The following is a 24,636-nucleotide window of genomic DNA, read 5'->3' as shown; positions in this document are numbered from 1 at the left end:
GTCTAATTCGCCAATCGTTAGCGGATCTGTCCGATCGTCAGCCGAGCCAGTCCAGCACCGACGCCGCGGTCCAGGACTGCTGCATGCTGCCCAGGGGTTCGCCGGTGAACGGCTCGTAGTACTCGGCGAAACTGCCGTCACTGGCCTGGCGCAGTCCTTCCGCGCGCAGCATGAACGAGCGCTCGGCCCAGCCGCGGCGGGCGAACACCCAGGAGAACAGCCAGCTGATCACCGGCCACACCGGCCCGCGCCAGTACTCGCGGGAGCGGAAGTCCCGCGCCACCGGGGAGGTCGACGGGGGCAGCGCGTAGCGCAGATCCGGGTGCCCGCACCAGCGCGGGCCTTCGAACAGCCGCAGCAGCCGTCGTTCGGCGTCGCGGGGGAGTCCGCCGCTGAGCAGCGGCGCGAAGCACGCGAGCGTCTCGGTCTCGATCCACTTGTCCGCGCGCACGTCGAAGTCCCGGGCCACGCCGGTGCGCGCGTCGGTGGTGGCGATCACGCCCGCGCGGAAGTAGTCGGCCCACTCGTAGAGTTCGCGCACGTCCGCGTGCGGCTGCTTGTAGTCCTCGCCGATATTGGCGAGCACATCGCAGGCCAGCGCGAAGATGGCGGTCACGAACACGTCCTCGACCGCGAAGCTCATGGTGGAGGCCAGCTGGTAGTCGTCGTACCCGGCGCGGCGCATCTGCTCGACCAGCCACAGGTAGCGGTCGTACTCACGGTCGGAGGGGCGCTGCGTGGGATCGCCCACCACCTGGGTGTCGGCGCGCTGGTACGGCGGCAGGTCCGGACCGGGAATCACGTTCTCGTAGGCCCGATCCCAGCGCGGCGAGTTGTCCATGCCGGATTCCCAGCCGTGGTAGAGCGTGATCCGCCCGTGCTGCTTGGGATCTCGCGCGTAGGCCAGCCAGCGGTGCCAGCGCATCAGGTCGGGCCAGCGCCGGTTCAGGAAGTCCTCGGCGACCGCGCGGGTGCTGCGCCCGTGCCGGCGTGAGTGGTCCAGAATCCGTTGCACCGCAATGGCATGCACGGGCGGCTGCGTGATTCCCGAGGTGTCGGGCCCGTCGGGCGCGTCGGCGGCGAGGCGGCGGCATTCCCATCGGGCTGGTCCGGGGAAGTAGCCGTCCACCCCGTTGGCGAACACGATGTGCGGGATCATCCCGTTGCGCCACTGCGCCGACAGCAGGGTGTCCAGTTCCAGGGCCGCGCGTTCGACACTGAGCGGCGCCAAGCCGACCGCCACGAATGCCGCGTCCCAGCTCCACATATGTGGATAGAGCTTGGGCGCGGCGCTGGTCATGGTGCCCAGGTCGTTGCCGCGCAGCAGGTAGGCCGCGCGGGCCGCGAGCTGGGTGGGCGTGAATCCCGGGTGTGTCATCGCCCTATTCTGCGCCGGTACCCGTAGGTATGCGCGATAGGGCGAGGAGGTGTGGCTCGGCGCTCGATGGATCGTGGATGACGCGTGGACAGTGGACTGCGCTGGATCGCCCGTGGACGACTCCTGATCGCCAGATTGCACTTCGTTCGCCTTCTCATGAATCAGCTAGCGGTGGGGTGCCCGTCCGGAGCATCGCCGGACCGGCGCGGCCGGTTACGGTGATCACATGGCGAATTCCGCGAGGCCCGAATCCGACCGGCCGACCGCGTTGATCACCGGGGCCAGCCGGGGGCTGGGGGCGGCGATTGCGCGGGAACTGGCTCCGGCACATCGATTGTTGCTGGGCGCGCGCACGCGGCAGGCCCTGGAACCGATGCTGCGCGAGCTGCCCGGCAGCGCCGGATGGCCGGTCGATCTCACCGATTACGCGGCGGTGGCGCGCGCGGTGGACGGCATCGAACGGCTGGATGTCCTGGTGCACAATGCCGGGATCGCCGACCTGGGAACGATAGCCGATTCGTCGGTGGCGCAGTGGCGGAATACGTTGGAAGCCAACCTGATCGCGGTCGCGGAGTTGACCAGATTGTTGCTGCCCGCGCTGCGCGCCGCCAATGGCCATGTGGTGCTGATCAATTCGGGCGCCGGACTGCGGGCGAATCCGGGCTGGGGCGTGTACGCGGCCAGCAAGTTCGGGTTGCGGGCCTTCGGTGACGCGTTGCGGCTGGAGGAACCGGCGCTCCGGGTGACCTCGGTGCATCCGGGGCGGATCGACACCGACATGCAGCGCGAGATCATCGCGGGGGAGGGCCGCGACTACGACCCGAACGAGTTCCTCACCGCGGAGACGGTGGCGCGGGCGGTCCGCAATGCCGTGGAGACCCCGCGTGACGCCCATCCGACCGAGATCGTGCTGCGTCCCATCGCCCGCTGAGAGGAACCTGAATTTCTGTGCTGAATTGCGATCATTTCGCACAGAATTGGTGCCCGGTTCACGCCGTATGGATATAACGAACGCGATGGATAGACGACAGTTGCTCGCGATGCTCGCCGCGGGCACTGCGGCCGCCTTGACCGGGTGCTCTGCGGAGGGCCCCACCCCCAAGGTGACCCCGCGGATCAGTGGACCCGTCGCGACGCCCACGCCGTCCGCGGCGCCGAAGTCGATCGCCGCGCCGCCCGCGCAGAAGTCCGCGATTCCCGCGGGCACGATCACGGCGCTGCCCGGGCACGGCAACAACCTGGCCCTCACCGTCGACGACGGCGCCAGCCCCGAGGTGGTCGGGGCCTACGTGAAGTTCGCCAAGGACACCGGGGCCCGCTTCACTTTCTTCGTCACCGCGTACTACGACTCGTGGACCACGCACAAGGCCGCGCTGCGGCCGCTGGTGGAATCCGGTCAGATCCAGCTGGGCAATCACACCTGGGATCACCCGGACCTGACCAAGCTGTCCACGGCCGAGATCGCCGCCCAGCTGACCAAGGCGAAGACCTTCCTGCACAACAACTTCGGTGTGGACGGGACCCCGTATTTCCGGCCCCCCTTCGGCCGCCACGATGCTACCGTCGACAAGGTGGCAGCCGATCTCGGTTACACCGTCCCCACCATGTGGTACGGCTCGCTGTCCGACTCCGGTGTCATCACCGAGGACTATCTGATCGAGTGCGCGCAGAAGTACTTCAACGCGCAGGCCATCGTGATCGGCCATGCCAACGCCCCCGCCGTGACGCACTGCTACGACCGTCTGGTCGAGATCATCCGTGCGCGCAACCTCTCGCTGGTGACCCTCAACGACGTGCTGGTGTCACCGGCCTGACGGCTGCGCCGGGGGCGCGGGAGTTTCGTTCGGAAGAGTGATTGAAGGTCGAGATGGACAGACGTCGGCTGTTGACGTTGCTGGCTGCGGGTGGGGTCGCCGGATTGTTGGGAGCGGGGGAAGCCCGCGCCGAATTCCCCTTCGACACCGGGTCTTCCGGGATCGTTCCGCCATTGCCGGGGGTGACACCGGATTTCGGGCCCAAGACGCCGATCGGGCCGGGCACCATCCAGGCGCTGCCCGGCGACGGAAACCATATGGCGCTCACCATCGATGACGGCGCCAGCTCCGAAACCATCGGCGGGTTCATCGATTTCGCGCGCAATACCGGTGCGCGGCTCACCTTCTTCGTCACCGCCTACTACCCGGGCTGGCTCGATCACCGGGATGCGTTGCGCCCCATGGTCGATTCCGGTCAGATCCAGCTCGGCAACCACACCTGGGACCATCCGGACCTGACCCGGCTGTCCGGCGGCGCCATCGCCGACCAGTTGAACCGCTGCAAGGACTTCCTCTGGGACCAGTACGGCGTCGACACCACGCCGTACTACCGCCCGCCCTTCGGCAGGCACAATGCCGGCGTCGACGCGGTGGCCGCCGACTGCGGCTACACCGTCCCGACCATGTGGTACGGCAGCCTGAGCGACACCAACACGGTGATCAACGAAGGCATCCTGCTCGACGCCGCCCGCCAATGGTTCCGAGCCCAGTCCATCGTCATCGGCCACGCCAACCGCCCGACCGTCACCCACGTCTACGACCAGCTCATGGACATCGTCCGCGAACGCAACCTGCAACTGGTCACCCTCGACGACGTCCTGATCCCGCCGCGATAAAGCTTGGGACACAAGGAAATCGGTCCCGGCGTGTAGTGCGCGCCGGGACCGATTCGGCTGTCGGCTACGCGACGATGTTCACCAGGCGGCCGGCCACCACGATGATCTTGCGCGGCGGCTTGCCGCCCAGCAGTTCCGCGATCTTCTCGTCGGCCAGGGCGGCGGCCTCGACCGCGGCCTGATCGGCGTCGGCGGGGACGCTGATCCGGCTGCGGACCTTGCCGTTGACCTGGATCGGGTACTCGACCGAATCCTCCACCAGCAGTGCCGGATCCGCCGTCGGGAAGGGGCCGTGCGCCAGCGCGGTGTGGTGGCCCAGGCGTTCCCACAGTTCCTCGGCCACGTGCGGGGACATCGGGGCCAGCATCAGGACCAGCGGCTCGACCAGGGCGCGGGGCGCGCCGTCGCCGAAGTTCTTGGTCAGGTAGTTGGTCAGCTCGATCAGCTTCGCGCCCGCGGTGTTGTCGCGCAGGTTGGCGTAGTCGTCGTCGACCCCGGCGATGGTCTTGTGCAGCAGGCGCAGCGCCTCGGCCGAGGGCTCGGTGTCGGTGACCTTCAGCGCGCCGGTCTCCTCGTCCACGGTCAGGCGCCACACGCGCTGCAGGAAGCGGTGCGCGCCCACGACGTCCTTGGTCGCCCACGGGCGCGAGGTGTCCAGCGGACCCATCGACATCTCGTAGAAGCGGAAGGTGTCCGCGCCGTACAGGTCGCACATCTCGTCGGGGGAGATGGCGTTCTTCAGCGACTTGCCGATCTTGCCGTACTCCTGGGCGACCTCTTCCTCGACGCCGGAGGCGTTGGTCCAGAAGAACTTTCCGTCCCGCTCCACGACCTCGGCGGCGGGCACGTAGGCGCCGCGCGCGTCGGTGTAGGCGAAGCCCTGGATGTAGCCCTGGTTGAACAGGCGGCGGTACGGCTCGAAGCCGGACACGTCACCCAGGTCGAACAGCACCTTCTGCCAGAAGCGCGCGTACAGCAGGTGCAGCACCGCGTGCTCCACGCCGCCGACGTACAGGTCCACGCCGCCCGGATCCTTCGGACCGTGCTCGGCGGTCCGGGGACCCAGCCAATACTTCTCGTTCTCGGGGGCGCAGAAGGCGTCGGTGTTGGTCGGGTCCGCGTAGCGCAGCTGGTACCAGGAGCTGCCCGCCCAGTTGGGCATGACATTGGTGTCGCGGCGGTACTTCTTGGGGCCGTCACCCAGATCCAGTTCGACGTGCACCCAGTCGGTGGCCTTGGCCAGCGGCGGGGACGGCTCGGAGGTGGCGTCGTCCGCGTCGAAGGTGACCGGCGCGAAGTCCTCCATCTCCGGCAGCGTCACCGGCAGCATGGATTCCGGCAGCGCGTGCGGCGCGCCGTCCTCGTCGTAGACGATCGGGAAGGGCTCGCCCCAGTAGCGCTGGCGGGCGAACAGCCAGTCGCGCAGCTTGTACTGGACGGTGCCCTTGCCGTGGCCGTCGGACTCCAGCTGGGTGATCACCTTGGCCTTGGCGGTGTCGATGTCCAGGCCGTCCAGGTATCCGGAGTTCACCAGGGTGCCGTCACCGGTGTAGGCGGCCTGCGAGATGTCGCCGCCCGCCACGACTTCCACGATCGGCAGGCCGAAGGCGGTGGCGAACTCCCAGTCGCGCGGATCGTGGCCGGGGACGGCCATGATGGCGCCGGTGCCGTAGCCGGACAGCACGTAGTCGGCGATGAAGATCGGCACGCGGGCGCCGTTCACCGGGTTGGTGGCGTAGGTGCCCAGGAAGACGCCGGTCTTTTCCTTGTTTTCCTGGCGCTCCAGATCGGACTTGGCCGCGATCGACTTGCGGTACGCCGCAACGGCTTCGGCCGGGGTGTCGGCATTGCCGAAGGTCCAGCGGGCCTGGGTGCCGGACGGCCAGGTGTTGCCGGTCAGCCGGTCCACCAGCTCATGCTCGGGCGCGACCACCACGTAGGTGGCGCCGAACAGGGTGTCGGGGCGGGTGGTGAAGACCTCGATGATGTCCGAGCCGGCCTCGAACTTGACCTGCGCGCCTCGCGAGCGGCCGATCCAGTTGCGCTGCATGGACTTCACGTTCTCCGGCCAGTCCAGCTCGTCCAGGTCGTCGACCAGGCGATCGGAGTAGGCGGTGATGCGCATCATCCACTGCCACAGGCGCTTGCGGAACACCGGGAAGTTGCCGCGCTCGGAGCGGCCGTCGGCGGTGACCTCCTCGTTGGACAGCACGGTGCCCAGGCCCGGGCACCAGTTGACCATCGAATCGGTCTGGTACACCAGGCGATAGGAGTCGACCACGGCATTGCGCTCGACCGGCGACAGGTCGGCCCAGGCCCGGCCGTCGGCGGGCGACCGCTTGCCGGAATCGAATTCGGCGATCAGCTCGGCGATCGGGCGCGCCTTGTTCAGGCCCTCGTCGTACCAGGCGTTGTAGATGCGCAGGAAGATCCACTGCGTCCACTTGTAGTACTCGGGGTCGGTGGTCGCGAACGACCGGCGGCGGTCGTGGCCCAGGCCCAGCCGGTCCAGCTGCCGCTGCATGGTCGCGATATTCGACATGGTGGTGTCGCGCGGGTGCGCGCCGGTCTGCACCGCGTACTGCTCGGCGGGCAGGCCGAAGGCGTCATAACCCAGCGCGTGCAGCACATTCCGGCCGTGCATGCGGTGGTAGCGGGCGAACACGTCGGTGGCGATGTAGCCCAGCGGGTGCCCGACATGCAGGCCCGCGCCCGACGGGTACGGGAACATGTCCTGGATGAACAGCTTGTCGGCGGGAACGCCGGCGGCCAGCGGGCCGACCGGGTTGGGCGCGAAGAAGGTGCCGCGCTCCTCCCAGTTGCGCTGCCACTTGCGCTCGACGCGGCCGGCGAGGTCGGCGTTGTAGCGGTGTGCGGGAACGTCGCCGCCCCCCGCCGCGGTCGCGGTGGGTGTTTCGGTTGCACGGGTGTCCTGCACGGTCCTGCCTTCGCTTGTCCAGCCAATCCCCGATAAAGGTCGCTCACCAGGGTAAAACGTCGGTACCTCGGGCCCCAAAAAGGGTCGAGGCTGCTCCCGCCGACGGTGTCCGAAGCAGGCCCGCGGCGGGTCCGTACCGGCCTGACAGGTACCGTGGCGGGGTGTTTGTCGTGGCGCTGATCCTCTTTGTCCTCGCGGCTGTGGCCGTGGTCACGGGCGTGCTCGGACTCACCGGCACCCTGCCCGGCAACCGCTATTTCGGGGTGCACTCCGACGCGGCGCTGAAGACCGAGGAGGCCTTCAGGCTGGCCAACAAGGTGGCCGGGCCGACCTCCATTGTGGCCGGTCTGCTGCTCGCGGCGAGCGGCGCGGTGGCGCTGGTGTCCGGGGGCGTCCCGGCCCTGGTGCTCGCGGTGGTCGCCGTGGTGATCGCGCTGTTCACCATGGGTGCGGGCGCGGCGGCGGCGGAGAAGGCCATCGCGAACGCCTTCCCGGAGGAGAAGGTCGGCGGGTGCGGCAGCGCCTGCGGCGGGTGCTCGCTGCGCGACACCTGCGAGACCGCCTGACTCACTCGGTGAGCGAGCGCCGCATCCAGATGTGCGGGATGCCCGCGTCCATGCCGATCTCCCCGAACCGCACGTAGCCCAGCTTCTCGTAGAAGCCGGTGGCATGGGTCTGCGAGTGCAGTTCGATCGCGACCAGTCCGCGGGCCCGCGCCCGCTCCTCGATGGCCCGGACCAGGGCCGCGCCGAGCCCGGTGCCGCGGGTCTCGGCCAGCACGGCCAGCCGCCCGAGAATCCCGATCCCGTCGCGCACGATGAGCCGCCCGGCCCCCGCGGGCCTGCCGTCCAGCAATCCCAGGAAATGATCGGCGACCTCGTCGAGCTCGTCGATCTCGATCTCCTCCGGCACGCCCTGCTCGGCGACGAAGACCTTCAACCGCACGGCGTAGGCGTCGGCGAGTTCCCGCTCGGTGCTGACGGTGACGACCTCGATCATGAACCCAGCATGCCTCAGTGCGCCGGATCACTCGCCGAGGGTTCGCCCGCGCACGGCGGGGTCGGAATGCCCCGCGAGAGCGGGCTGCCCTTCGGATTCACGTAGAACACGGTCAGCATGATGGGCCGCCCGCCGCTGTTGCGCGCCAGATGCGCGTGCCGGGGACCGCTGGGCTCGCGGAAGACTCGCCACGGCCGCACGGTGACGGGCGTGCAATCCGCCCGTGGATGATCGAGCACACCGCCGGTGACCAGCACGAACAGGGTTCCGTCGTGGTAGTGCCAGCCGGTGCGGCCGCCCGGCTCGAGGATCGTCTGCCGCAGTACGAATTCCCATCGCGCCAGACCGAATCGGAACAGCACCCGACTGGCCGTCCCGGCCGCCGGTGCGGGATTGGGCCGGAAGCCGTGTCGCGGATCACGCCTGGAGAAGACCACGATCCATCATTGCCGATCCAGGTGGCGTCAGCGCCGACCACGGCCGAGCAGTCGCGCCCGCAGGCCGCGGCGCGGGCGCGGGTCGGGCAGGCCGACCGACGCGGCGAAGGCGGCCGCGTCCTCGGGGGTGCTGGTCTTCGGGCGGGTGCGCGCCCACTCGACATACCGGGTGCGGAAGTCGGGACCGGCGGCGACGGCCAGTCCCGGGAAGCGCCGCGCCACCTCGTCGGCCCGCTTGTGCAACAGGCCGTGAGCGGTGGCCGCCAGGTCGCCGGTGTCGAATCCCGGCGGCGGACTGTCCCCGGCGACCAGGGCGCGCACGATCGCGGCCTGCTGGTCGGCGAGTGTGCCCGCGGCGCGCTCCGATTCGATGGTCATGCCGGAATCGCCTCCGGGTGCAGGGTGACGGGCGCGCGGCCGGACGCCGCGGCGATGGCGTTCAGTTCGGCGGCGAGTTCGGTTGCGGGCGGATAGTTTCCGTCGCGCTCCAGCATGAGCGGGACCGATCGACCGGTGGCGAACTCGGCCACCAGGTCCAGGACCTCGGCCGGGACGCTGTGCACATGCGTGTCGATGTAGCGTCCGTCCGACTCGTGGCCGCCCGCCACATGGCAGTAGGCGACCCGTTCGGCGGGCAGCCGCAACAGCTCGGTCAGCGGGTCACGTGACGTATTGTGGGCATTGGCATAGACATTCGCGATATCGAGCAGCAGATAGACGCCGGTGCGTTCGACCAGTTCCTGCAGGAACTCCGCCTCGGAGTAGTCGGCGTCCGGCCATTCGAACAGCGCCGCGATGTTCTCCACCGCCAGCGGCACGTCCAGCTGCCTGCTCGCGCGGAAGATATTGCGCTCCAAGACATCCAGCGCCTCGCGGGTGCGCGGCACCGGCAGCAGGTGACCGGCTTCCAGTCCGCCCGCGCGCACGAAGGCGATGTGCTCGCTCACCAGCGGCGAGCCCAAGGCCCGCGCGCAGTCGGCGAGATGCGCGACCCGCCGGTCGTCCACCCCTTCCGCACCACCCAGGGACAGTGAAACACCGTGCGGCACCGCCGGTATCCCGCGCGCCACCAGCGCGGCGAGTTCCTCCGGCACCACGGCCCCCGCACTCCGTCCGCGCCTGCGCCCGGAACCGCTCGGCGCCAACGTCTCCGCGATGACCTCGCAGAAGCCGATGCCGTCCAGCGCGGCGACCATGCCACAGATCTCGCGCCGCCAGCCGATGCCCAGCGCGCCCTCGGGGAGCGGTGATCCGGTCATCCGCCGCAGCCTCCTCCGCCACAGCTGCTGCCGCAGCTGCTGCTACTTCCGCAACTGCTGCCGCCTCCGCTGTCGCTGGTGCCGCAGCTGGATCCGCTGCCGCACGAGCTGCTTCCGCCGCCACTGGTTCCGGCCGCGAGATCGGCGGCCCCGGCGAGGGCCGGGTCCAGGGTCCACAACACGAGTGAGCCGTAGAGCGCGACCGCGAGGGCCGCGCTGCCGGCGCCGTACGCCGCGTAGGCGGGCGCGTTGGCGGGTCTCAGATGCAGGTTGCTGTTGCGGGCGTGCTCGATGGTGTCGCGGCCGCGTCGGGTCAGGCGCGGCGCCCGACCCACCACGACGGTGACGACGCTCAGCACGATCATGACGATCACCAGGAAGCCGACCGAATGATGAGTGGCCACACCCGCGATCAGCCGGGCCAGTCCGAGCAGCAACACCGCGAAGAGCGGGAAGCGAGCCGTCCGCAAGGCTTTTCGCTGCTGGTCGCCGAAGAGGTAGCCGCGGTAGCTGAGGTCCTTGCGCATCCGATCGGTGACGCCGGCGGTCGCGACCAGCATCGACGTCATGTTGAGCTGGTCCGACCGGCTCAGGCTCGCCCACAGGGTGCGGGAGATCTGATCCAGCTCCGCGGCCTCGCCGGCGTTGTAGGGCCGGACCGGTTTGCCGCTGGAATCGATGATCCCGTGGCCGCGCAGCTGTGCGAGCGCCGCCAGCACCGGCCGCCGGTCGTCGACGAGCAGGGCGGTCTCGCTCGGCGTCAGCGGTCCCGCGGGCGGCCAGGCCGGGTCGATCCGCCGCACCACGCTCGCGCGGATCGCGTATCCGGCTGCGATCGCCAGCAACCCGGCGAGGACATAGAACAAGAGGAAGGCCGGGCCGGATATCCCCCAGGTGTTGGTCGCGGCGGCGGCCGCGACGGTCCCATGGACCATGGCGATTCCCCTCGGGAGTCGTCGTGACAGTCGATCAACTCCAGTATCGCGGCTGCGCGGGTGCCGTGTTATCCGAGCGACCTCGGGGCGGTAATCCGAAGAAATTTTCGGTGATTAGCCTGATCCGGTGCGATTTCTCAGCAAGTTCTACATCGACGGCTTCATTCTGTCGATCCTCGGGATGGTCGTCCTGGCCAGCATCTTCCCGGCCCGGGGCGACGCCGCCGAGGTCGTGAACTGGCTGACGAAGATAGCCATCGCGCTGCTGTTCCTGCTCTACGGCACCCGCCTGGCGCCGCACGAGGCGATCGAGGGCCTCAAGCACTGGCGACTCCACTTGACGGTGCTGTCCTGCACGTTCATCGTCTTCCCGCTGATCGGCCTGGCCGCGCGGGTGCTGGTGCCGCACATCCTCACCCCCGACCTCTACACCGGTGTGCTGTTCCTGTGCCTGGTGCCGTCGACGGTCCAGTCCTCGATCGCGTTCACCTCCATCGCCAAAGGCAATGTGGCGGGCGCGATCGTGAGCGCCACGGTGTCGAACCTGCTGGGCGTGTTCCTGACCCCCGCGCTGGTGATCCTGCTCATGAACACCACCGGCCAGGCGAGCGTGGATCCGTCCGCGGTGGTGGACATCGTGCTGCAGCTGCTGGTGCCGTTCTTCGTGGGCCAGTTGATCCGGCCCAAGGTGAAGGGTTTCCTGTCTCGCTACGCCGAGCCGACCAAGCTGGTGGATCGCGGCTCCATCCTGCTGGTGGTCTACAGCGCGTTCAGCGCGGGCATGGTGGAGGGCATCTGGCACGCCATGTCGCCGTGGCGGATTCTGGGTCTGGCGGTGGTGTGCTGCGTGATCCTGGCGATCGTGCTGGCGGCCACCGGTTTCCTCGGCGAGGCGGTGCGGTTCGATCGCGCCGACCGGATCGTGGTGGTGTTCTGCGGCTCCAAGAAGAGCCTGGCCACCGGGTTGCCCATGGCGACGGTGCTGTTCGCCGGTCACTCGGTGGGCCTGGTCGTGCTGCCGCTCATGATGTTCCACCAGATTCAGCTGATCACCTGTGCCGCTCTCGCAGGACGCTGGGCTCGTACCGCGCCGTGAGGGAGAGCAGCCGGCTGTCCTCGCGCCGCAGCGCGCGGTGCAGTCCGGCGGAGGGCCGGTCGGCCAGGGCGTGCAGCACGGCGCGGTGCGCGCCCGGATCGCCCACCGCGATGCGGGCGCTGCCGTCGGGGTAGCGCTTGGCCGCGATCCCGGCCCGGGCCAGCGCGGGCGCGATGTCGCGGCCGGGCAGGTACAGGAAGTTGGCGCTCGAGCGCGGCACCCGGATGCCCGCGCGGCGCAGGTCGATCCGGAGCAGCTCGCGTTCGGTGGTGATGCGCAGAATCCGTTCGCCCAGTTCGGCTTCCGCGGCGTAGGAGGCGCGCACCGCGGCCACCGCCGGGCCGGGCATCCCGAACGGCAGTTGCAGCCGCCGCACCCGCCGCACCGGCTCCGGCGCGCCGAAGGCGTAGCCGATCCGCAGCCCGGCCAGCCCGTACGCCTTCGAGAAAGTGCGCAGGACCAGCACATTGGGATGCCTGTGGATAAGTTCGAGCGGGTCCAGTGCGTCGGCCGCGCCGAGGAATTCGACGTACGCCTCGTCCAGGATCACCGGCACCCGGGTGGGGATCGAGCACAGGAACGCCTTCAGCTCGCTGGCCCCGACGACGGTGCCGGTCGGATTGTGCGGGCGGCACACCGCGATCAGTCCGGTGCGGTCGCCGACCGCGCGCGCCATGCCCCACAGGTCCTGGCGGCCGTCGGCGTCCAGCGGCACCGCCACCGGCCGCAGTCCCGCCATGTTCGCCATGATCGGATAGCCGTCGAAGGTCGGTGTGGCGTAGACGAATTCGGATCCGCGGCGGGGGAGGGTCTGCATGATCTGCATGGCGACCCCGGTCGCGCCCGCCCCCACCACGATCCGGTCGGCGTCCACCCCGAGGTGCTCGCCGATCAGCCGGGGCAGCCGTTGCGGCAGGAATTCCGGGTACCGGTTGGCCCCGCCGAGACTGGTGTCGATCGCGGCGATGACGGAAGGCAGTGGCGGAAACGGATTCTCGCTCAGGCTCAGGTCGAAGCGGACGGCCCCCGAGTCGGCGCGCAGCCCCGTCGGCCACGGCACCGGGCGGGTCATCAGGCGGCTCCCCAGCGCACGGCGGCGGCGCCCGCGAAGTCACCCGCGTGCGCGAAGGCGGCCATCAGCACCACCGAGCCGTTGCGCAGCCGCCCCGCCCGGTTCTCGGCGTCGAGGGTCACCGGAATGCCCGCGGCGAACAGGTTTCCGCAGCTGTCGAAGGTGTCGGGATGACGTTCGGGCGGCAGTTCCATGGCCTCGTTCCAATTGCGCAGGAACAGCCGGTTGGGCTGGTTGGTGACGAAGGTGTCGAGATCGCTGGACTTCACGCCGATCCGCTTGCACACCGCCTGCGCGACCTCCGGCACCAGCCGATTGCCGCGCGTCATCACCTTGGCCACTTTGGATTCGGTGAAGCTGACACAGCCCTGGCCATCGCCCGGCTCCCAGTACTTGCGGTCGCCATTGGTGCTGAATTCCATATCGCCCGCGAACTCCGGATAGGTGCGGCATTCGATGTCGAGGATGGGCGCGGAACCGTTCTTCACCAGCAGCCCGACCCCGCAGCCGTCGCCGGGGACGGGGGCCTGCGCGAGCCCGCGGATATCGGGCTGGGTGAACACCGGGCCCGCGCAGTTCTGGGTGCAGGCGATGAGCGCGGTGCGCGCATCGGTGGTCTGCAGGATCATGCGGGCGGTCCACATCATGTGCACGAACGCCGCACAGCCGCCGTTGTGGATGTCGAAGACCCAGCGCGGCTTCATGTTCAGCCGCCGCGCCACTTCCGGGCCCGCGCCCAGCACGGGGTTGTCGGGCAGCTGGGTGTGGGTGAGCAGCACGTCGATGCTCGAGATCTCCTGTGCCCCATGACGTTCGATGAGCGGGGCGACGGCCTGCTCGACCATGTCCACGGCGGTCTCGTCGCGCCCCACATGGTGACGGCCCTGGGGAGCGCGGAACATGACGTTCTTGGCCATCCGGTCCGAGCGCGAGAACTGCGTGAAGTACTCGGTGCCGACCGGATCACCGGGCAGGTACCCGGCGACGTCGACCAGACTGACCGCGGGCGGCATCCGCAGCGCGGGATCGGTGAAGTCCATGGCGCGTCCTCACTTCATCCAGGCGGGCTTGATGGGTAGCCCGTGCGAGGCGCGGTACTCCGCGATGCCCCGCAGGTTGTCGAGCTCCAATTGGTGCCCGGCGGAGAACATCTCCCAGAAATCGCCCACCCACACCTTGCGCTGGTCGGGCGCGGTGTCCTGGTAGGGGTTCCGGTCGTAGAACGGGTGATGGCAGTTCGTCCACAGCACCACCGAGCCCGGCTTGTCGAACACCACCTGGGCGTCGACCACCCGCATCAGATAGACCATCCACAGGTGCTCGCGCTGATCCCAGGCGCAGTGGTAGTCCACGGTCATGGCCTCGGGATTGGCCACCGTGCGGGTGTAGATCCGGGTGTTGTCGCCCAGCCGGTCGTAGGACTCCCACAGTCCGGGTTCCTCGGTCTCGGTGAATCCGCGCAGGCTGTAGGTCCACTCCTCCAGGCACCGGGTGTCGGCGAGGTACTCGTACAGGTCCCGGGGCGGGGCGTCGATATAGCCCTGGACCGGGCAGAAGTCGCCGAATATCTGGTCGTGGGGATACACCGAGCGGAGCATGTCCAAGATGATCGGGGTGGTGGCGTCGCGATCGGAGTTCTCGATCCGCAGCACGCCGGGCACGACCCCGTCCGGAATGTCACTGAGGGCGGGCAGGGCACTGGTGGTCACGGATTACCTCCTGGGTGGCGTCAGGAACGGTGTGAACGGCGGGATTTCGTCGGGATCGCAGTCGATCGCGACGAACGACGGACCCGGGCGGTCGCGGCAGTGCCGCAGCGCCGCGGCGAGTTCGGCCCGGTTCTCCGGTGCGTGGGTGCACAGATCCGGGAACATGGCGGCCATCCCCGCGCCCGGATACGCGGGACGAAATCGGTTGAAGCTGTACCGATCCCCGTAGTACAGCTGTTCGCGGGTGACGCACATGGCGTGCGCGTTGTTGTTGAGGACGATGAAGGTGATCGGCAGCCGGTGCTCGACGGCGGTGTGAATCTCCATGCCGTGCATGAAGAACGCCCCGTCCCCGGCGATCACGAAGGTGCGACGCGAGCCGCCGTCGGGGCGGCGGTGGCGGGCGAACGCGGATCCGATGCCGGCCCCGAACGCGTACCCCATACCGCCCATGCCGAGCGCCACCGTGAACCGGCCGCCGCGCGGCAGCCGCAGGTGATGCACCACGGCCGCACCGGTATTGCCCGCATCGGCGAATACGTCCGCGCCGGGCGGCAGGGCGTCGTTGATGATCTCGACCACCTCGCGATACCGCAGTCCGGGACCGTGCGCGGGCGGGACGGGCAGGGGCGTGAGGGCGGGCTCGCGGTGCGGGTGGGGTCGCAGCGGAATGATCCGGGCGGTGTTCTCGGCCGGGCCGGAATCCAATTCGGCGATCAGCTCGTTGAGCGTCTTGGCCAGGTAATTGCTGTGCGCGTGGGTGGCGGGCAGGTACGGCGGCAGGGCGCCGACGCTCGCCAGCGGGACGGCCGCCAGCGCGTCCTCCATACCCGCCCTGGCGGTGACCGGCATACGGGTGCCGATCAGCAGGCACAGGGCGGCGCCTTGCAGCGCGTCGAGCAGTTCCGGATTGCCCATGCTGCCGGAGACGCCGCAGAACCCCGGGTCGGCGTGGTGGAAGACGTCCTTGGCGTCGGGCGCGACCCCGACGGCCGCGTCCAGCCGGGCGGCGAAGCGGGCCAGCTCGTCGCGGGCGTCGTCGCGGGCCACCTGGTCCCCGGCGATGATCACGATCTTGCCGAGGGCACGGGCGCCGCGCACGATGTGCACCACCCGCCACAGGCTCTCGATCTCCCGGCGGTAGTCGCGTGAGGGCGGCACGAAATCCGGGGTGACCAGGTCGGCCTGCTGAATGTCCTTGGGCAGCAACAGGACCGCGGGGCCGCCGCGGCGGGCGGCGGTAACCGCGTGGGCGAGGTGTGCGGGCAGGTCGGCGGGAGCTGCCACCCGCGCGCAGTACTGCGAGATCGGCGAGTACAGCGCGACCGCGTCGAAGCTGCCCGCCTGCCCGCTGGAGTCCTGGAACGCGCCCTGGCCCTCCAGCGCGGTCGGGGGCTGGCCGATCAGGGCCAGCACCGGCACCCGGGAAGCGAAGGATTCGGCGAGCCCCGCGACCAGGTTCACGGCCCCGCCGCCGGAGGTCGCGCAGACCACCCCGAGGCCCGAGGTGGAGCGCGCGTAGCCGTCGGCCATGGTGGCCGCGCCGAACTCGTGTGTGGCGACCACCGCGGTGATCAGGTCGCGCTGTTCGTAGGCCGCGTCGTACAGGTCCTCGATATTGGCGCCGCCGACTCCGAACAGGTGCCGGACGCCCAGCGTCGAGATCGCCTGGACCAGCCGGTCCGCGACCCGTGTACCGCTATGCATGGGCGATTCCTTTCGGTGGTCGCCACCGGTGACCGAGTACCGCTCACTCGGGATACGAAATCCGGGTAGCCGGTGGTTCAATTCTGCTGCTCGACGGCCGGTGTTCTCGGGGTTTCAGGGGTGAAGCCCCGAAGAGTTCCGAGAATCGGACCGGCCCTTGCCGTGTATGTATACGTCTACGTATAGTTGGCTCATGCCGAACAAGACGATCTACGTGTCCGATGACGACCTCAAACTCTTTCAGCGGGCTCAGGAGTTGGTCGGGGGCAATCTTTCGGGGGCGATCGTGACGGCGTTGCGGCGCTTCATCGAGCTCGAGGAGGGCCGCCAGCAGGGCTACGACGAGGTGGTCCTCAAGGTCGGCAAGGACGGGATCCGGCAGGTTCGATTCTCCGCCACCCTGCTGACCGACTGGCACCAGGTGACCAACGAGCGCATCGAGGACATCCGGGTGTACCGCACCCGCAAAGGCGCGTACGCGGTGCACAGCCACTTCTCCAACTGGTCGGAGTTCCCGGCCGACACCAACATCCTCAAGGACTGGCGGCAATGGCGGCGTTTCCTCGGTGTGGGGGAACAGAATTGGGGGGACTTCACCCTCGAGGTCTTCGACACCGTGGGGGAGCTGAAGGGCAAGATCCCGGATCGGCTCTACGCCCGCGTCATCGACGCCACCGAACATCCGAACGTCGAGGACCTCGACATCTGATTCGACAATCCTTGTAACACAACCGAACAGCGGTAACCGGCAACCTTGACCTCGAGCCTCGGCGGTCACGGCGTCGATGACTCATGCATTCATGCCTACTAATTGATGAGAGGGAGACATGAACCTCCAACCCGGTCCGGCGGCCATCAGCGTCACCGGCCTGTGCAAATCCTTCGGCGAGCAGATCGTGCTCGACCGCATCGACTTCACCGTGCCCGCGGGCAGCGTGTTCTCGCTGCTCGGGCCCAATGGCGCGGGCAAGACCACCACCGTGGAGATCCTGTCCACGCTGAAGCGGCCCGACGGCGGCGAGATCAGCGTCGGCGGGCACGATCCGGTCACCGATCCCGGCGGGGTGCGGTCGGTCATCGGGGTCACCGGCCAGTTCTCGGCCGTCGACGAACTGCTCACCGGACGGGAGAATCTCCGGCTGATGGGGGACCTGCACCAGCTGCCGCGCGCCGAGAACCGCAGGCTCGCAGCGGAACTGCTGGCCACCTTCGATCTCGAGGAGTCCGCCGACAAGATCGCGTCCAGCTACTCCGGCGGTATGACGCGGCGACTCGATCTGGCCATGACGCTGGTCGGCGATCCGCGCATCATCTTCCTCGACGAACCCACTGTCGGCCTGGATCCGCGCAGCCGCCGGGCCATGTGGGACATCATTCGCGACCTCACCGCGCGGGGCGTCACCATCTTCCTCACCACCCAGTACCTCGAAGAAGCCGACCAGCTGGCCGATCGCATCGCGGTACTGCATCAGGGGCGGCTGGTGGCCGAGGGCACGGCGGATCAGCTCAAGCGCATGGTGCCGGGCGGATACATCCGGCTCGACTTCCTCGAACGCGGCGAATTCGACTCCGCCGCACAATTGTTCGGCGACGCGGCGCGGGTCAACGGTGATCTCACGCTGGCCATTCCGAGCGACGGCGCGGTGCGTTCGGTCCGCGAGGTGCTCGACCGGCTGGACGCGGCGCGGGTGGAGCCCGCGGGACTGTCCGTGCACACGCCCGACCTCGACGATGTCTTCCTGGCCCTCACCGGTGGCCACGCTCCCGCCGAGGAGAACCTGAAATGAATACTCTCACCACGTCGTTCGCCGATTCCACGACGATGCTGCGGCGGAATCTGGTGCACGCCAAGCGGTATCCGGGCATGACCTTCGCGCTGGTCATCATGCCGGTCGTGCTGCTGCTGTTGTTCAACTTCGTGTTCGGCGGCGCGTTGAAGTCCGCCACCGGCGGCCGGTACATCGACTACCTGACGCCCGGCATGATGCTGCTGATCCCGGCCTACATGGTCGCGGGCATCGCCGTCGGGGTGTCCACCGATATGACCAAGGGCATCATCAATCGCTTTCGCACCATGCACTTCTCGCATCCGTCGGTGCTGACCGGACACGTGGTGGGCACCTGGATCCAGGGCATGGCCGGGGTGCTCGTGATGACGCTGGCCGCGCTCGCCATCGGCTTCCGGCCGCACGCGAACGCGCTGGAATGGCTGGCGGCGTTCGGACTGCTCGGGCTGATGGTGTTCGCGGTGAACTGGCTCGGCGCGGGCTTCGGCCTGGTCGCCCAGACCCCGGAGAGCGCCTCCAACCTGCCCATGCCGATCATGCTGCTGCCCTTCCTCGGCAGCGGGCTGGTGCCCACCGACACCATGCCCGCCGGGGTGAAGCAGTTCGCCGAGTACCAGCCGTTCACGCCGATCACCGAAACCCTGCGCGGGCTGCTGATGGGCGGGCCGATCGGGCACAACGGGGCGCTCGCCATCGGCTGGTGCGTGGTGATCACCGTCGCCGGATACTTCTGGGCCACCACGACTTTCCGTCGCAAGACCGCCTAGAGCCCGGCCGCCATCAGGACCTTGCCGGACAGGTTGCGGATCTCCACCGTCTTCAACTGCTCCGGCGAGGCCGACGCGGTGCCGTCCAGGGTCAGGCTCTGGCCCGACTTGACCGTCCACTCGGCGAGTTTGGACTGCACGCCGTCGACGCGAGTCACCCACATCGTCAGCGTCCACGCGTACACCTCGTCCTTCTCGTCGGACGGCGGGTAGGCGCACCACATGTCCACCCGGGTCTGGCCGTTGATCGACACCACCTTGAAGGTGGCCTGCATCGGGGTGTCGGTCTGCGGCTTCAGCGGTCCCTGCGCCACCACCTGCTGCACGACCGCTGGACGGTCGGGCCGGTCAATGGTGGCGGTCACCGGCACCGCGACGGCCACCGCCGCCGCGGCCGCCGCCACCGCCGCGCCGATCGACCGTCGGCGGCCGCGCCGGCGGCTCGCCAGCGCCCGGTCCGCCAGGGCGGGCAGCAGGCGTTCGGGCGTCGGTGGCACGCTCGCGGGCGGATCCTCCTGCGCCGCAATCGACAGCGCGGTCTCCGGGTCCACCAGGGCCAGCAGACCGGGCAGTCCCGCCAATTTCGACACGGCCGCGCGGCAGGAATCGCATCCGGTCAGATGCTCCTCGTACTCGCGGCGGTCGTCCCGGGCGAGAGCGCCGAGCACATACGCGCCATCCCACGTGGTGTAGCCATCGCACAGCTCATGGCCTTCGGTCATCTCGTCACCCCCATCTCCTGCAGCACCAATCGCAACGCCCGCATGCCGTAGTGCATGCGCGACTTGACCGTGCCCTCCGGGATCTCCAGTTCCCCCGCGATCTGATGCGTGGACAGGCCCCGGTAGTAGGCGCGGACGATCACCTCGCGGTGATCGACGTTCAGCCGCGCCAGCGCGTCCGCCACCAGCCACCCGTCCAGCGCCCGATCCGTCTTGTCCGGTTCGGGCACCTCCGGTGGGTGATCGGTGCGGAACTCGCGCCGGCTGCGCGCGCTGCGATGCTCGTCCACCGCCAGGTTACGGGCGACGGTGAACAGCCACGCCCGCGCGGAACCGGTGGACTGATCCAGCACGGTGGGCCGCTGCCAGGCGCGCAGCAGGGTCTCCTGCACGATGTCCTCGGCCCGGCCCGGATCCCCGACCAACCCGTAGGTGTAGCGCCACAGTGCGGCCGCGTGCTCCTCGTAGAGCGCCCGGAGCAAGGCGGCCTGGTCGTCCGGCATCGCGCTAACCCGCCTCTCCGCACGGCAGTGTTGCCATACCGGATCCACGATCCTAGTTGCGTTCCAGTTCGATCGGGTGCGTGGCGAGGAGGGAGAGGGGGAGGGGTTGGCGCCGCAGGACGTGGGCCCAGAGGTCGACGCGGCCCGCCAGGGGGTCGGTGGGCAGGGCCGAGAGCACGATCCAGTCGCCGCGGTCCAGTTCGCCTTGCAGCTGGCCGAAGGTCCAGCCCGCGTAGCCCGCGAAGACCCGGATGCCGTCGACCAGACCTTCGATCCGGTCGGGGTCGGAATCCAGGTCCACCAGGGCCACCCGGCCGTCGACCCGTCGCACGCCGGCCACCCCGGCGATGGACGCGCCCACCTTGATGGTGGCCAGGCAGAGTGCCGCATCGCGTTTCACGGGGCCGCCGATGTAGAGGGCGCGCGGCCCGGCGGCGAGTTCGGACCAGTTGGGGAGCACATCGTGCAGGGCGGTGTCGCTGGGCTTGTTGAGCACCACGCCCCAGGTGCCGCCGTCATTGTGCTCGAGGATGTAGACCACCGAGCGCCGGAAGGACGGCTCGGTCAGATCGGTTGCCGACACCAGCAGAGTTCCTGGCCGAACCACCTGGTCCTCATGCCGGAATTCGCGTCGAGATCGGTCACCGTGTTCCTCTGCACGTGCCACTCAGTCATCATCGCACTGAGACTGGGTAATTGCGTTGCTTAATTTGCTGGTTACCCTTTTGTGCCGTCGGGGGGGCGGAAGAACTTGTCCCGCATACCTTGCGGTTGGTAGCTAGGGTGGGCGCTATGGAACGCCCCGAGGTCATCCTCGAGAACGCCGATACCGTGTACGACTTCTACCGTGACCACCAGCAGAATTTGCTGAAGGCGAAGGCGGCCTACTGGCTGCTGGGTCGTCGCTATCGGCCCCGCGTGACCTACGCGGCCGGGGCGCGGGAGAAGTTGCGCGAGTTGATCTCCCAGCGGCGTCCGCTGCTCATCGCGGTGAACCACCTCTCCCAGCTGGATCCGTACACGGTCGCCGCCGCGGCGTGGCGCAGCGCCATGCGGCCGGTCATCGGACGCACCCGGGTGCTGGCCAAGGACGAGTTGTTCACCGAGCCCAAGCTGCGTGAACGCATCGACATGATGGGCGGGATCCCGGTGTTCCGGGGCAAGGACCACGGACTGCGCGCGGTCAACGCGGCTGGGCAGCGCATGATCGACATCTGCGCCGAGCGCATGGCGCGCGGGGACGGGATCGCAGTGTTCCCGGAGGGGACCTGCAACGATGTCGACCCCACCCAGGTGCAGACCATCGGCAGCGGCATCGGGCACATCGCCTTCCGGGCCAAGAAGCTCGGCGCCGAACCGGCGCTGGTGAGCCTCGGGCTCAGCTACGGCCCGCGCCTGGATCCGGCGGTGGAGCCCACCAAGAAGGAGGCGTACTCAGCCAGCTTCTACTTCGGCGTGCCGGTCGCCGAGCTGCCCGCCAAACCCGCCGAGATCACCCGGGTGGTCCGCGACGAACTGCAGGTAGCGCTGGACGGAGCGGTGAAGGCGTACTAGGCGTCAGTGCTGCGGCAGATTGAGCCGTTCCCGGGACCAGTGCGGCACCAAAGCCAGGTATTCGGGCCGGGATTCGACGAAGTGGTGCACCATCGGGCACAGCGGCAGGACCCCGAACCCCGCGTCCCGGGTCTGATCGAGCGCACCCTGCACCAGCTTGCGCCCGTACCCCTGTCCCTCGAACTGGGGATAGATCTCGGTGTGCACGAAGGCCCGCTCATTGGCGGTGTCCTGATACGCCGCGACCCCGGCGAGGTAATCGTCGATGTACAACTCGAACCGATCCAGCGCGGAATTCATACGGACTTCGATCGACTGACTCGGCATGCGTGCGACGCTAGTTCCCCGGCCCCGGCAATTTGTCCGTTCGGCCGAAGGCTGCCGCCTGGCGTGTCGCTTTCCGGCACAGCGATCACACTGGACGCATGACGGACCCACGGCCGCGCCGGGTGCTGCTCGCCCCGGACAAATTCAAGGGCTCACTGACCGCCGCGCAGGTGGCGGACGCACTCGCGGCGGGAATCAGCCGCGCCGACCCGGGCGCCGAGGTGCGGCGCTCACCGGTGGCCGACGGCGGCGACGGGACCGTGGACGCCTTCGTGGCGGCGGGCTGGGAGCGGGTCGAGGTCGAGAGCTTCGGGCCCACCCTCGCACCGGTGACCACCTCCTACGCGGTGCGCGGCCGGACCGCCGTGGTGGAGCTGGCCGCGGTGAGCGGGTTCGCGAAACTGCCGGACGGGCAACCGGATCCCCTGCACGCCAGCACCTACGGCGTGGGCGACGTGATCGGTGACGCGCTCGACCGGGGTGCGCGCGACATCGTGCTCGGATTGGGCGGCAGCGCCTCCACCGACGGCGGCGCGGGCCTGCTGCAAGCCCTCGGCCTGCGCATCCTCGACGCCGACGGCCACGAATTACCGTGCGGGGGAGCAGCTCTCGCGCGCGCCATACGCGTGGACCGCAGCGATCTGCATCCCGGCCTGGCCGATGCGACCGTGACCCTGGCCAGCGATGTGGACAACCCGCTGCTCGGACCCGGCGGCGCGGCCGCCATCTACGCCCCGCAGAAGGGCGCGGACCCCGAGCAGGTCGCCACTCTCGAAGCGGCACTGAAGAATTGGGCCGCCGTGCTCGGGCCGGAATGGGCGGACCGGGCGGGTGCGGGCGCGGCGGGCGGCACCGGATTCGGGGCGCTGGCCGCTCTCGGCGCGCGGCTGCGCCCGGGCATCGAGCTGATCCTCGACCTCATCGACTTCCCGGCCCAGCTGAAGGACGCCGACCTGGTCGTCACCGGGGAGGGCTCGCTGGACGCACAGAGCCTGTCCGGCAAGGCCCCGATCGGGGTCTGCCGCGCGGCCCGGGCGGCGAGCCTGCCGGTCATCGCGGTCGCGGGCCGGGTGCGGTTGACCCCGGACCAGGTGCGGGACGCCGGATTCGAGGCGGCCTACGCCCTGTCGGAACTGGAGCCCGACCCGGCCCGCAGCATGGCGGATGCCGCGGACCTGCTGGAACGGATCGGTGAGCGGATCGGCGGAGCCTAGGCGGACGGGGTGAGCGCGCGGCCGGGAATCCGGTTCCGATTGCGGTCACCCCACTCCTCCAGCGGTCGCAGGGCCGCGCTGAGCTCCCGGCCCAGCTCGGTCAGCGAATACTCCACGCGCGGTGGGATTTCCGGGAAGATCTCCCGGTGCACCAGGCCGCTCGCCTCCATCTGCCGCAGGTTCTCGGTGAGCACCTTCTCGCTCACGCCGGTCAGCAGTTGCCGGATCTGCCCGAAGCGCTGCGTGCCCTCGGCCAGCACCCACATCAGGTGCAATTTCCATTTGCCGCCGACCGCGCCGATGGCGATGGACATGCCGCACACCTCGTGATCCCCGTCACCACCGGTACTCATCGCGCCCTCCTGACCAGATCGCCAACCTCCAGGTAAGCAACCGCACCCGCGGGTGCGGTCTTCCCGAGGCTACCGATCCCGGACGACCATCGATTCCGGCGCGCCACCGCAGAACAGCCGAAATCGAAGGGGTACAGCATGTCCGATCAGCGCAAATCCGTCACCGTCATCGGCCTGGGCCCGATGGGCCGGGCCATGGTGAAGGCCTTCCTGAAGGCCGGGGTCGAGGTGACGGTGTGGAACCGCAGCCCCGAGAAGGCGGACGCCATGGTCGAGCTCGGGGCGCAGCGCGCCGGGACCGTCGCCGAGGCGCTCGACGCCAACGAGGTGACGGTGCTCAGCCTCACCCACTACGCCGCCATGTACGACGTTCTCGGACCGGACGCGGATCGCCTGCACGGCAAGGTGATCGCCAATCTGTCCTCGGATTCACCCGAGCAGGCGCGCCGGGGCGCGGCGTGGGTGCGGGAGCACGGCGCCGAATTCCTGTCCGGCGGTGTCATGTCGGCGGGCAACAATATCGAGCACCCGGCGTCGTACATCTTCTACAGCGGCCCGCGCGCGGTCTTCGACGCGCACGCCGAGCTGCTGCGCCCGCTCAGCCCGCAGGAGTACCTGGGCGCGGATGACGGTCTGGCCCAGGTCTTCTACCAGGGCCTGCTCACCATCTTCCATCCCTGGCTGCTGGCCTTCGACCAGGCCACGGCCATGATCGCCCGGGCCGGCCACGACATCGCGCAGTTCGTGCCGTTCGCGGTGCGCTCCAATGCCGCCTTCCCGTATTTCATGGAGCAGTTCTCGGTGCGGAACGCGAGCGGCGGCTGGGCCGACCTGGCGGGGCTGCGCATGATGGACGCGGGCGCGCAGCACGTCATCGACGCCAGCGAGGAGGCCGGCGTGGACGCCACGCTCTCGCACACCGCCCAGGCGTTCTGGCGCCGGGCGGTGGCCGCCAGCCTGGCGGCCGGGAGCCCGGTATCGACCTATGAGCTGATGGCTCAGGCGGTTTCGGAGCCGATGCGCGGGAACGGGGTGGTGGAGAAAATGATCTCCACCGGCACCTCGAAATAGGTCGCCAGCCGCAGCGCCAGGTGCAGGCTCGGGCTGTACTCGCCGCGCTCCAGATAGCCGACCGTCTGATAGTGCACGCCCAGGGCCTCGGCCAGTTCTCGCCGCGAGATCCCGCGCTCGGCCCGCAACATGGCGATCCGGTTGTAGATGACCTCGCT

28 protein-coding genes are annotated in these 24,636 nt (G+C 69.1%); 11 read left to right on the top strand and 17 right to left on the bottom strand.

Annotated elements, in window-relative coordinates:
- Positions 1–37: 37 nt before the first annotated feature.
- Complete coding sequence (locus ACFRAQ_RS22655; RefSeq protein ID WP_379102688.1) at positions 38–1,378, bottom strand: glycogen debranching protein; 1,341 nt, start codon at positions 1,376–1,378, stop codon at positions 38–40.
- A gap of 226 nt (positions 1,379–1,604) precedes the next feature.
- On the opposite strand from ACFRAQ_RS22655, the gene ACFRAQ_RS22650 reads away from it, so the two are divergent.
- The 3 genes from ACFRAQ_RS22650 (at position 1,605) to ACFRAQ_RS22640 (ending at position 4,028) form a co-directional block, all read left to right on the top strand.
- Positions 1,605–2,309, top strand: a complete 705-nt coding sequence (locus tag ACFRAQ_RS22650) for an SDR family oxidoreductase (protein WP_379102686.1) — start codon at positions 1,605–1,607, stop codon at positions 2,307–2,309.
- A gap of 85 nt (positions 2,310–2,394) precedes the next feature.
- Positions 2,395–3,192: a polysaccharide deacetylase family protein gene (locus tag ACFRAQ_RS22645; protein ID WP_379102684.1), complete on the top strand. Its 798-nt coding sequence runs from the start codon at positions 2,395–2,397 to the stop codon at positions 3,190–3,192.
- Positions 3,193–3,245: 53 nt separating this feature from the next.
- Positions 3,246–4,028 carry a polysaccharide deacetylase family protein gene (locus ACFRAQ_RS22640; protein ID WP_379102682.1) on the top strand — a complete coding sequence of 261 codons (783 nt, stop codon included), beginning with the start codon at positions 3,246–3,248 and terminating at the stop codon, positions 4,026–4,028.
- Between the two features lie 64 nt (positions 4,029–4,092).
- Here ACFRAQ_RS22640 and leuS read toward each other — a convergent pair whose 3' ends face one another.
- A complete protein-coding gene (gene leuS / locus ACFRAQ_RS22635; protein WP_379102680.1) occupies positions 4,093–6,966 on the bottom strand; it encodes a leucine--tRNA ligase in 2,874 nt (957 codons plus the stop codon).
- A gap of 161 nt (positions 6,967–7,127) precedes the next feature.
- Between leuS and ACFRAQ_RS22630 the strand changes: the two genes are divergently transcribed.
- The gene (locus tag ACFRAQ_RS22630) at positions 7,128–7,532 is read left to right on the top strand and encodes an SdpI family protein (protein ID WP_379102678.1); all 405 of its coding nucleotides are present in this window, start codon (positions 7,128–7,130) and stop codon (positions 7,530–7,532) included.
- 1 nt (position 7,533) lies between these two features.
- On the opposite strand, the gene ACFRAQ_RS22625 is transcribed toward ACFRAQ_RS22630, so the two are convergent.
- The 5 genes from ACFRAQ_RS22625 to ACFRAQ_RS22605 are packed head-to-tail and all read right to left on the bottom strand — an operon-like array spanning position 7,534 to position 10,596.
- Positions 7,534–7,965, bottom strand: coding sequence for a GNAT family N-acetyltransferase (locus ACFRAQ_RS22625; protein ID WP_379102676.1), 432 nt, complete (start codon positions 7,963–7,965; stop codon positions 7,534–7,536).
- A gap of 14 nt (positions 7,966–7,979) precedes the next feature.
- The gene (locus tag ACFRAQ_RS22620; protein WP_379102674.1) at positions 7,980–8,402 is read right to left on the bottom strand and encodes a cupin domain-containing protein; all 423 of its coding nucleotides are present in this window, start codon (positions 8,400–8,402) and stop codon (positions 7,980–7,982) included.
- Positions 8,403–8,429: 27 nt separating this feature from the next.
- A complete protein-coding gene (locus tag ACFRAQ_RS22615) occupies positions 8,430–8,780 on the bottom strand; it encodes a hypothetical protein (RefSeq protein ID WP_379102672.1) in 351 nt (116 codons plus the stop codon).
- Positions 8,777–9,661 (bottom strand): DUF692 domain-containing protein, encoded by an 885-nt coding sequence (locus ACFRAQ_RS22610; protein WP_379102670.1) that lies wholly within the window; start codon positions 9,659–9,661, stop codon positions 8,777–8,779. The genes ACFRAQ_RS22615 and ACFRAQ_RS22610 overlap by 4 nt, the downstream gene beginning before the upstream one ends.
- Entirely contained in the window at positions 9,658–10,596 is a 939-nt protein-coding gene (locus ACFRAQ_RS22605) for a TIGR04222 domain-containing membrane protein (RefSeq protein ID WP_379102668.1), read from the bottom strand. The genes ACFRAQ_RS22610 and ACFRAQ_RS22605 overlap by 4 nt, the downstream gene beginning before the upstream one ends.
- A 127-nt stretch (positions 10,597–10,723) precedes the next feature.
- On the opposite strand from ACFRAQ_RS22605, the gene ACFRAQ_RS22600 reads away from it, so the two are divergent.
- Positions 10,724–11,692 carry a bile acid:sodium symporter family protein gene (locus tag ACFRAQ_RS22600; RefSeq protein ID WP_357274581.1) on the top strand — a complete coding sequence of 323 codons (969 nt, stop codon included), beginning with the start codon at positions 10,724–10,726 and terminating at the stop codon, positions 11,690–11,692.
- Here the strand turns inward: ACFRAQ_RS22600 and ACFRAQ_RS22595 are convergent.
- From ACFRAQ_RS22595 to ACFRAQ_RS22580, 4 genes are read right to left on the bottom strand one after another with little or no spacing between them, the layout of a single operon-like run.
- Entirely contained in the window at positions 11,646–12,764 is a 1,119-nt protein-coding gene (locus ACFRAQ_RS22595) for an aminotransferase class I/II-fold pyridoxal phosphate-dependent enzyme (protein WP_379102665.1), read from the bottom strand. The genes ACFRAQ_RS22600 and ACFRAQ_RS22595 overlap by 47 nt on opposite strands.
- On the bottom strand, positions 12,764–13,804 hold the full coding sequence (locus ACFRAQ_RS22590) for a 3-oxoacyl-ACP synthase III family protein (protein ID WP_379102663.1): 1,041 nt from the start codon (positions 13,802–13,804) through the stop codon (positions 12,764–12,766). The genes ACFRAQ_RS22595 and ACFRAQ_RS22590 overlap by 1 nt, the downstream gene beginning before the upstream one ends.
- A gap of 9 nt (positions 13,805–13,813) precedes the next feature.
- Entirely contained in the window at positions 13,814–14,473 is a 660-nt protein-coding gene (locus ACFRAQ_RS22585; RefSeq protein ID WP_379102661.1) for an SRPBCC family protein, read from the bottom strand.
- 3 nt (positions 14,474–14,476) lie between these two features.
- Positions 14,477–16,180: a thiamine pyrophosphate-binding protein gene (locus tag ACFRAQ_RS22580; protein ID WP_379102659.1), complete on the bottom strand. Its 1,704-nt coding sequence runs from the start codon at positions 16,178–16,180 to the stop codon at positions 14,477–14,479.
- Positions 16,181–16,373: 193 nt separating this feature from the next.
- On the opposite strand from ACFRAQ_RS22580, the gene ACFRAQ_RS22575 reads away from it, so the two are divergent.
- The 3 genes from ACFRAQ_RS22575 (at position 16,374) to ACFRAQ_RS22565 (ending at position 18,734) form a co-directional block, all read left to right on the top strand.
- Positions 16,374–16,889: an EXLDI protein gene (locus ACFRAQ_RS22575; RefSeq protein ID WP_379102657.1), complete on the top strand. Its 516-nt coding sequence runs from the start codon at positions 16,374–16,376 to the stop codon at positions 16,887–16,889.
- Positions 16,890–17,007: 118 nt separating this feature from the next.
- Entirely contained in the window at positions 17,008–17,967 is a 960-nt protein-coding gene (locus ACFRAQ_RS22570; protein ID WP_379102655.1) for an ATP-binding cassette domain-containing protein, read from the top strand.
- The gene (locus ACFRAQ_RS22565; protein ID WP_379102653.1) at positions 17,964–18,734 is read left to right on the top strand and encodes an ABC transporter permease; all 771 of its coding nucleotides are present in this window, start codon (positions 17,964–17,966) and stop codon (positions 18,732–18,734) included. The genes ACFRAQ_RS22570 and ACFRAQ_RS22565 overlap by 4 nt, the downstream gene beginning before the upstream one ends.
- Here ACFRAQ_RS22565 and ACFRAQ_RS22560 read toward each other — a convergent pair.
- From ACFRAQ_RS22560 to ACFRAQ_RS22550, 3 genes are read right to left on the bottom strand one after another with little or no spacing between them, the layout of a single operon-like run.
- On the bottom strand, positions 18,731–19,456 hold the full coding sequence (locus ACFRAQ_RS22560) for a zf-HC2 domain-containing protein (RefSeq protein ID WP_379102651.1): 726 nt from the start codon (positions 19,454–19,456) through the stop codon (positions 18,731–18,733). The genes ACFRAQ_RS22565 and ACFRAQ_RS22560 overlap by 4 nt on opposite strands.
- The gene (locus ACFRAQ_RS22555) at positions 19,453–19,959 is read right to left on the bottom strand and encodes a sigma-70 family RNA polymerase sigma factor (RefSeq protein ID WP_379102649.1); all 507 of its coding nucleotides are present in this window, start codon (positions 19,957–19,959) and stop codon (positions 19,453–19,455) included. Before ACFRAQ_RS22555 ends, ACFRAQ_RS22560 begins: the two co-directional genes overlap by 4 nt.
- A gap of 52 nt (positions 19,960–20,011) precedes the next feature.
- Entirely contained in the window at positions 20,012–20,626 is a 615-nt protein-coding gene (locus ACFRAQ_RS22550; RefSeq protein ID WP_379102647.1) for a YqgE/AlgH family protein, read from the bottom strand.
- Positions 20,627–20,751: 125 nt separating this feature from the next.
- Between ACFRAQ_RS22550 and ACFRAQ_RS22545 the strand changes: the two genes are divergently transcribed.
- Positions 20,752–21,513, top strand: a complete 762-nt coding sequence (locus ACFRAQ_RS22545) for a lysophospholipid acyltransferase family protein (RefSeq protein ID WP_379102645.1) — start codon at positions 20,752–20,754, stop codon at positions 21,511–21,513.
- A 3-nt stretch (positions 21,514–21,516) separates the two neighbouring features.
- Here ACFRAQ_RS22545 and ACFRAQ_RS22540 read toward each other — a convergent pair whose 3' ends face one another.
- Complete coding sequence (locus ACFRAQ_RS22540) at positions 21,517–21,840, bottom strand: GNAT family N-acetyltransferase (RefSeq protein WP_379102643.1); 324 nt, start codon at positions 21,838–21,840, stop codon at positions 21,517–21,519.
- Positions 21,841–21,938: 98 nt separating this feature from the next.
- Here ACFRAQ_RS22540 and ACFRAQ_RS22535 point away from each other — a divergent pair, with 98 nt between their 5' ends.
- On the top strand, positions 21,939–23,054 hold the full coding sequence (locus ACFRAQ_RS22535) for a glycerate kinase (protein WP_379102641.1): 1,116 nt from the start codon (positions 21,939–21,941) through the stop codon (positions 23,052–23,054).
- Here the strand turns inward: ACFRAQ_RS22535 and ACFRAQ_RS22530 are convergent.
- Positions 23,051–23,407, bottom strand: a complete 357-nt coding sequence (locus ACFRAQ_RS22530; RefSeq protein ID WP_379102639.1) for a winged helix-turn-helix transcriptional regulator — start codon at positions 23,405–23,407, stop codon at positions 23,051–23,053. The two genes, ACFRAQ_RS22535 and ACFRAQ_RS22530, sit on opposite strands and share 4 nt — an antisense overlap.
- A 75-nt stretch (positions 23,408–23,482) precedes the next feature.
- Between ACFRAQ_RS22530 and ACFRAQ_RS22525 the strand changes: the two genes are divergently transcribed.
- Complete coding sequence (locus tag ACFRAQ_RS22525) at positions 23,483–24,478, top strand: NAD(P)-dependent oxidoreductase (protein ID WP_379103716.1); 996 nt, start codon at positions 23,483–23,485, stop codon at positions 24,476–24,478.
- Here ACFRAQ_RS22525 and ACFRAQ_RS22520 read toward each other — a convergent pair.
- Positions 24,406–24,609 (bottom strand): helix-turn-helix transcriptional regulator, encoded by a 204-nt coding sequence (locus ACFRAQ_RS22520; protein WP_357275871.1) that lies wholly within the window; start codon positions 24,607–24,609, stop codon positions 24,406–24,408. The genes ACFRAQ_RS22525 and ACFRAQ_RS22520 overlap by 73 nt on opposite strands.
- Positions 24,610–24,636 lie beyond the last annotated feature (27 nt).

The sequence above is a fragment of the Nocardia sp. NPDC056611 genome, from assembly GCF_042792755.1.
In the GTDB taxonomy this organism is placed as follows: Bacteria; Actinomycetota; Actinomycetes; order Mycobacteriales; family Mycobacteriaceae; genus Nocardia.
The sequence above is the reverse complement of the archived record's forward strand: the minus strand, read 5'-3'. Positions and strand labels throughout refer to the sequence as shown.

Coding starts and splice junctions, on each gene's coding strand:
- ACFRAQ_RS22655 (WP_379102688.1), bottom strand. CDS start 1,378: ATGACACACCCGGGATTCACGCCCACCCAGCTCGCGGCCCGCGCGGCC.
- ACFRAQ_RS22555 (WP_379102649.1), bottom strand. CDS start 19,959: ATGCCGGACGACCAGGCCGCCTTGCTCCGGGCGCTCTACGAGGAGCAC.
- ACFRAQ_RS22645 (WP_379102684.1), top strand. CDS start 2,395: ATGGATAGACGACAGTTGCTCGCGATGCTCGCCGCGGGCACTGCGGCC.
- ACFRAQ_RS22560 (WP_379102651.1), bottom strand. CDS start 19,456: ATGACCGAAGGCCATGAGCTGTGCGATGGCTACACCACGTGGGATGGC.
- ACFRAQ_RS22540 (WP_379102643.1), bottom strand. CDS start 21,840: ATGCCGAGTCAGTCGATCGAAGTCCGTATGAATTCCGCGCTGGATCGG.
- ACFRAQ_RS22625 (WP_379102676.1), bottom strand. CDS start 7,965: ATGATCGAGGTCGTCACCGTCAGCACCGAGCGGGAACTCGCCGACGCC.
- ACFRAQ_RS22610 (WP_379102670.1), bottom strand. CDS start 9,661: ATGACCGGATCACCGCTCCCCGAGGGCGCGCTGGGCATCGGCTGGCGG.
- ACFRAQ_RS22530 (WP_379102639.1), bottom strand. CDS start 23,407: ATGAGTACCGGTGGTGACGGGGATCACGAGGTGTGCGGCATGTCCATC.
- ACFRAQ_RS22545 (WP_379102645.1), top strand. CDS start 20,752: ATGGAACGCCCCGAGGTCATCCTCGAGAACGCCGATACCGTGTACGAC.
- ACFRAQ_RS22640 (WP_379102682.1), top strand. CDS start 3,246: ATGGACAGACGTCGGCTGTTGACGTTGCTGGCTGCGGGTGGGGTCGCC.
- ACFRAQ_RS22650 (WP_379102686.1), top strand. CDS start 1,605: ATGGCGAATTCCGCGAGGCCCGAATCCGACCGGCCGACCGCGTTGATC.
- ACFRAQ_RS22615 (WP_379102672.1), bottom strand. CDS start 8,780: ATGACCATCGAATCGGAGCGCGCCGCGGGCACACTCGCCGACCAGCAG.
- ACFRAQ_RS22535 (WP_379102641.1), top strand. CDS start 21,939: ATGACGGACCCACGGCCGCGCCGGGTGCTGCTCGCCCCGGACAAATTC.
- ACFRAQ_RS22575 (WP_379102657.1), top strand. CDS start 16,374: ATGCCGAACAAGACGATCTACGTGTCCGATGACGACCTCAAACTCTTT.
- ACFRAQ_RS22565 (WP_379102653.1), top strand. CDS start 17,964: ATGAATACTCTCACCACGTCGTTCGCCGATTCCACGACGATGCTGCGG.
- ACFRAQ_RS22595 (WP_379102665.1), bottom strand. CDS start 12,764: ATGACCCGCCCGGTGCCGTGGCCGACGGGGCTGCGCGCCGACTCGGGG.
- ACFRAQ_RS22570 (WP_379102655.1), top strand. CDS start 17,008: ATGAACCTCCAACCCGGTCCGGCGGCCATCAGCGTCACCGGCCTGTGC.
- ACFRAQ_RS22520 (WP_357275871.1), bottom strand. CDS start 24,609: ATGTTGCGGGCCGAGCGCGGGATCTCGCGGCGAGAACTGGCCGAGGCC.
- ACFRAQ_RS22605 (WP_379102668.1), bottom strand. CDS start 10,596: ATGGTCCATGGGACCGTCGCGGCCGCCGCCGCGACCAACACCTGGGGG.
- ACFRAQ_RS22590 (WP_379102663.1), bottom strand. CDS start 13,804: ATGGACTTCACCGATCCCGCGCTGCGGATGCCGCCCGCGGTCAGTCTG.
- ACFRAQ_RS22580 (WP_379102659.1), bottom strand. CDS start 16,180: ATGCATAGCGGTACACGGGTCGCGGACCGGCTGGTCCAGGCGATCTCG.